The sequence below is a fragment of the Nocardia shimofusensis NBRC 100134 genome (genome assembly GCF_001613125.1).
Taxonomy (GTDB): domain Bacteria; phylum Actinomycetota; class Actinomycetes; order Mycobacteriales; family Mycobacteriaceae; genus Nocardia; species Nocardia shimofusensis.
On the sequence record NZ_BDBT01000060.1, the window covers coordinates 1 to 5,407 of the forward strand.

The following is a 5,407-nucleotide window of genomic DNA, read 5'->3' on the forward strand; positions in this document are numbered from 1 at the left end:
GTTCTTTGAGAACTCAATAGTGTGTCGATGAATGTCAGTGCCAATTATTTATTGGTTCCGGCTCCTCCCCCCGTGAGGGGTCGGACATTTAGTCAGCTATTTTTCCGGCTGGCGATTGTTTTGCTAGGTTTTCGGACTCTAGTTTAGATCTGATTGCACTTTCGGGTGTGATTGTGAGTCTTCAACGGAGAGTTTGATCCTGGCTCAGGACGAACGCTGGCGGCGTGCTTAACACATGCAAGTCGAGCGGTAAGGCCCTTCGGGGTACACGAGCGGCGAACGGGTGAGTAACACGTGGGTGATCTACCCTGTACTTCGGGATAAGCCTGGGAAACTGGGTCTAATACCGGATATGACCTTCCGATGCATGTCGGTGGGTGGAAAGATTTATCGGTACAGGATGGGCCCGCGGCCTATCAGCTTGTTGGTGGGGTAATGGCCTACCAAGGCGACGACGGGTAGCCGGCCTGAGAGGGCGACCGGCCACACTGGGACTGAGACACGGCCCAGACTCCTACGGGAGGCAGCAGTGGGGAATATTGCACAATGGGCGAAAGCCTGATGCAGCGACGCCGCGTGAGGGATGACGGCCTTCGGGTTGTAAACCTCTTTCGACAGGGACGAAGCGCAAGTGACGGTACCTGTAGAAGAAGCACCGGCCAACTACGTGCCAGCAGCCGCGGTAATACGTAGGGTGCGAGCGTTGTCCGGAATTACTGGGCGTAAAGAGCTTGTAGGCGGTTTGTCGCGTCGTCCGTGAAAACTTGGGGCTCAACCCCAAGCTTGCGGGCGATACGGGCAGACTTGAGTACTGCAGGGGAGACTGGAATTCCTGGTGTAGCGGTGAAATGCGCAGATATCAGGAGGAACACCGGTGGCGAAGGCGGGTCTCTGGGCAGTAACTGACGCTGAGAAGCGAAAGCGTGGGTAGCGAACAGGATTAGATACCCTGGTAGTCCACGCCGTAAACGGTGGGCGCTAGGTGTGGGTTTCCTTCCACGGGATCCGTGCCGTAGCTAACGCATTAAGCGCCCCGCCTGGGGAGTACGGCCGCAAGGCTAAAACTCAAAGGAATTGACGGGGGCCCGCACAAGCGGCGGAGCATGTGGATTAATTCGATGCAACGCGAAGAACCTTACCTGGGTTTGACATACACCGGAAACCTGCAGAGATGTAGGCCCCCTTGTGGTCGGTGTACAGGTGGTGCATGGCTGTCGTCAGCTCGTGTCGTGAGATGTTGGGTTAAGTCCCGCAACGAGCGCAACCCTTATCTTATGTTGCCAGCGCGTAATGGCGGGGACTCGTGAGAGACTGCCGGGGTCAACTCGGAGGAAGGTGGGGACGACGTCAAGTCATCATGCCCCTTATGTCCAGGGCTTCACACATGCTACAATGGCCGGTACAGAGGGCTGCGATACCGTGAGGTGGAGCGAATCCCTTAAAGCCGGTCTCAGTTCGGATCGGGGTCTGCAACTCGACCCCGTGAAGTTGGAGTCGCTAGTAATCGCAGATCAGCAACGCTGCGGTGAATACGTTCCCGGGCCTTGTACACACCGCCCGTCACGTCATGAAAGTCGGTAACACCCGAAGCCGGTGGCCTAACCCCTTGTGGGAGGGAGCCGTCGAAGGTGGGATCGGCGATTGGGACGAAGTCGTAACAAGGTAGCCGTACCGGAAGGTGCGGCTGGATCACCTCCTTTCTAAGGAGCACTTCTCCACGACGCTTCACACAGGTGGATGTGGTTGTGGCAGAGACCGTTCATGTCCCCGACTGTGGGACTGCGGAAGCTCATGGGTGGAACGCTGACAACTTCTCCTGCGTATGACTGCCGGCTCATGGCTGGTGGTTGTGGGGGATATATCGACACACTGTTGGGTCCTGAAAGAACAGACGTTCTTTCCAGGCAAAAAATACGATCCGCTCGGGTCTCCGGTCATACCGGCTTCGCTTTCTTTCGGGAGGGTGGGGTGCTGGTGCTGGGAATGGATTCGGGTGGGTGTGTTGTTTGAGAACTGCACAGTGGACGCGAGCATCTTTGTTAGTAAGTGTTTAAGAGCGTACGGTGGATGCCTTGGCACCAGGAGCCGATGAAGGACGTAGGAGGCTGCGATAAGCCTCGGGGAGCTGTCAACCGAGCTGAGATCCGAGGATTTCCGAATGGGGAAACCCAGCACGAGTGATGTCGTGTTACCCGCATCTGAATATATAGGGTGTGTGGAGGGAACGTGGGGAAGTGAAACATCTCAGTACCCACAGGAAGAGAAAACAAATAGTGATTCCGTGAGTAGTGGCGAGCGAAAGCGGATGAGGCTAAACCATGCGTGTGTGATAGCCGGCAGGTGTTGCACGTGTGGGGTTGTGGGATTGTTCTTCTCAGTTCTGCCGAGCTGGGCATGAGTCAGAAACCGTTGTGTTAGCTGAATTGGTCTGGGACGGCCAACCGTAGACGGTGAGAGTCCGGTAAGCGAAAACATGGCGGCTCATGTGAGCAACACCCGAGTAGCAGCGGGCCCGTGAAATCTGCTGTGAATCTGCCGGGACCACCCGGTAAGCCTGAATACTCCCTGGTGACCGATAGCGGACTAGTACCGTGAGGGAAAGGTGAAAAGTACCCCGGGAGGGGAGTGAAATAGTACCTGAAACCGTGCGCTTACAATCCGTCAGAGCCTTCGAGCAGCTTGCTGTTGGGGGTGATGGCGTGCCTTTTGAAGAATGAGCCTGCGAGTTAGTGGCATGTGGCGAGGTTAACCCGTGTGGGGTAGCCGTAGCGAAAGCGAGTCCGAATAGGGCGTTTTGAGTCGCATGTTCTAGACCCGAAGCGGAGTGATCTACCCATGGCCAGGGTGAAGCGACGGTAAGACGTCGTGGAGGCCCGAACCCACTTAGGTTGAAAACTGAGGGGATGAGCTGTGGGTAGGGGTGAAAGGCCAATCAAACTCCGTGATAGCTGGTTCTCCCCGAAATGCATTTAGGTGCAGCGTCACGTGTTTCACGCCGGAGGTAGAGCTACTGGATGGCCTAGGGGGCCCACAAGCTTACCGAAGTCAGCCAAACTCCGAATGCCGGTGTGTGAGAGCGTGGCAGTGAGACTGCGGGGGATAAGCTTCGTAGTCGAGAGGGAAACAGCCCAGATCGCCGGCTAAGGCCCCTAAGCGTGTACTAAGTGGAAAAGGATGTGGGGTCGCGAAGACAACCAGGAGGTTGGCTTAGAAGCAGCCACCCTTGAAAGAGTGCGTAATAGCTCACTGGTCAAGTGATCCTGCGCCGACAATGTAGCGGGGCTCAAGTACACCGCCGAAGCCGCGGCATTCACACAATACATCCGCATCGGACTACGGTCTGGTGTGCAGTGGTGTGGATGGGTAGGGGAGCGTCCTGTAGCCAGGGAAGCAGCAGTGTGAACTAGTTGTGGAGGCTATGGGAGTGAGAATGCAGGCATGAGTAGCGAAAGACGAGTGAGAAACTCGTCCGCCGAATGACCAAGGGTTCCTGGGCCAGGTTAATCCGCCCAGGGTGAGTCGGGACCTAAGGCGAGGCCGACAGGCGTAGTCGATGGACAACGGGTTGATATTCCCGTACCCGTGTATCCGCGCCCAATGGCGAATCATCTGTGCTAAGTGCCCAAAAGCGGATGGACCTCCTTCGGGAGGCCGGAAGTGGCTGCGCACGACCCTGGGTGTAGTAGTCAAGCGATGGGGTGACGCAGGAAGGTAGCTGGGCCAGTGAGTGGTAGTACTGGTGTAAGCCTGTAGGGCGTTGTGTAGGCAAATCCGCACAGCATGCAGCCTGAGAGGTGATGCGTAGCCGATTGAGGCGAATTCAGTGATCCTATGCTGCCGAGAAAAGCCTCTAGTGAGTTGATACACGGCCCGTACCCCAAACCGACACAGGTGGTCAGGTAGAGAATACCGAGGCGATCGAGAGAACTGTGGTTAAGGAACTCGGCAAAATGCCCCCGTAACTTCGGGAGAAGGGGGACCAGCGTTGGTGACGGGACTTGCTCCCCGAGCTGGCGGTGGTCGCAGAGACCAGAGAGAAGCGACTGTTTACTAAAAACACAGGTCCGTGCGAAGTCGTAAGACGATGTATACGGACTGACGCCTGCCCGGTGCCGGAAGGTTAAGAGGACCGGTTAGCGCTTCGGCGCGAAGCTGAGAATTTAAGCCCCGGTAAACGGCGGTGGTAACTATAACCATCCTAAGGTAGCGAAATTCCTTGTCGGGTAAGTTCCGACCTGCACGAATGGCGTAACGACTTCTCTGCTGTCTCAACCACAGACTCGGCGAAATTGCATTACGAGTAAAGATGCTCGTTACGCGCGGCAGGACGAAAAGACCCCGGGACCTTCACTATAGCTTGGTATTGGTGTTCGGTACGGTTTGTGTAGGATAGGTGGGAGACTGTGAAGCGGGCACGCCAGTGTTCGTGGAGTCGTCGTTGAAATACCACTCTGGTCGTATTGGACTTCTAACCTCGGACCATGATCTGGTTCAGGGACAGTGCCTGGTGGGTAGTTTAACTGGGGCGGTTGCCTCCCAAAATGTAACGGAGGCGCCCAAAGGTTCCCTCAGCCTGGTTGGCAATCAGGTGTCGAGTGCAAGTGCACAAGGGAGCTTGACTGTGAGACTGACAGGTCGAGCAGGGACGAAAGTCGGGACTAGTGATCCGGCACCGGCATGTGGAAGCGGTGTCGCTCAACGGATAAAAGGTACCCCGGGGATAACAGGCTGATCTTCCCCAAGAGTCCATATCGACGGGATGGTTTGGCACCTCGATGTCGGCTCGTCGCATCCTGGGGCTGGAGTAGGTCCCAAGGGTTGGGCTGTTCGCCCATTAAAGCGGCACGCGAGCTGGGTTTAGAACGTCGTGAGACAGTTCGGTCTCTATCCGCCGCGCGCGTCAGAAACTTGAGGAAGGCTGTCCCTAGTACGAGAGGACCGGGACGGACGAACCTCTGGTGTGCCAGTTGTCCTGCCAAGGGCACTGCTGGTTAGCTACGTTCGGAAGGGATAACCGCTGAAAGCATCTAAGCGGGAAGCCTGTTCCAAGATGAGGTTTCTCACCCCCTTCGAGGGGTTAAGGCCCCCCACAGACCATGGGGTTGATAGGCCAGAACTGGAAGCACGGTAACGTGTGGAGGTGACTGGTACTAATCGGCCGAGGACTTACCAACGAAGAAGCTACGCGTCCACTGTGCGGTATCTGAAACAACACACAGACACTTGCAGCAGCCCCGTTCGGGGCGCGCTGTCTGGTGGATAGTTTCATAGAGTTACGGCGGTCATAGCGGTGGGGAAACGCCCGGTCCCATTCCGAACCCGGAAGCTAAGGCCACCTGCGCCGATGGTACTGCACTCGACAGGGTGTGGGAGAGTAGGACACCGCCGGAACATCCTTTCACGATAG

General features: G+C 56.5%; 3 rRNA genes. All 3 read left to right on the plus strand.

Annotated features, from left to right (window positions below):
- The first annotated feature begins 181 nt into the window (after nucleotides 1–181).
- The 3 genes from NS3_RS27980 to rrf all read left to right on the plus strand — a co-directional run bounded on the left by NS3_RS27980 (nucleotide 182) and on the right by rrf (nucleotide 5,391).
- Nucleotides 182–1,700 (plus strand): 16S ribosomal RNA (locus NS3_RS27980).
- A 340-nt stretch (nucleotides 1,701–2,040) separates the two neighbouring features.
- Nucleotides 2,041–5,174, plus strand: a 23S ribosomal RNA gene (locus tag NS3_RS27985).
- Nucleotides 5,175–5,274: 100 nt separating this feature from the next.
- A 5S ribosomal RNA gene (gene rrf / locus NS3_RS27990) occupies nucleotides 5,275–5,391 on the plus strand.
- The 16S, 23S and 5S rRNA genes sit together here, the layout of an rRNA operon.
- The last annotated feature ends 16 nt before the right edge of the window (nucleotides 5,392–5,407 follow it).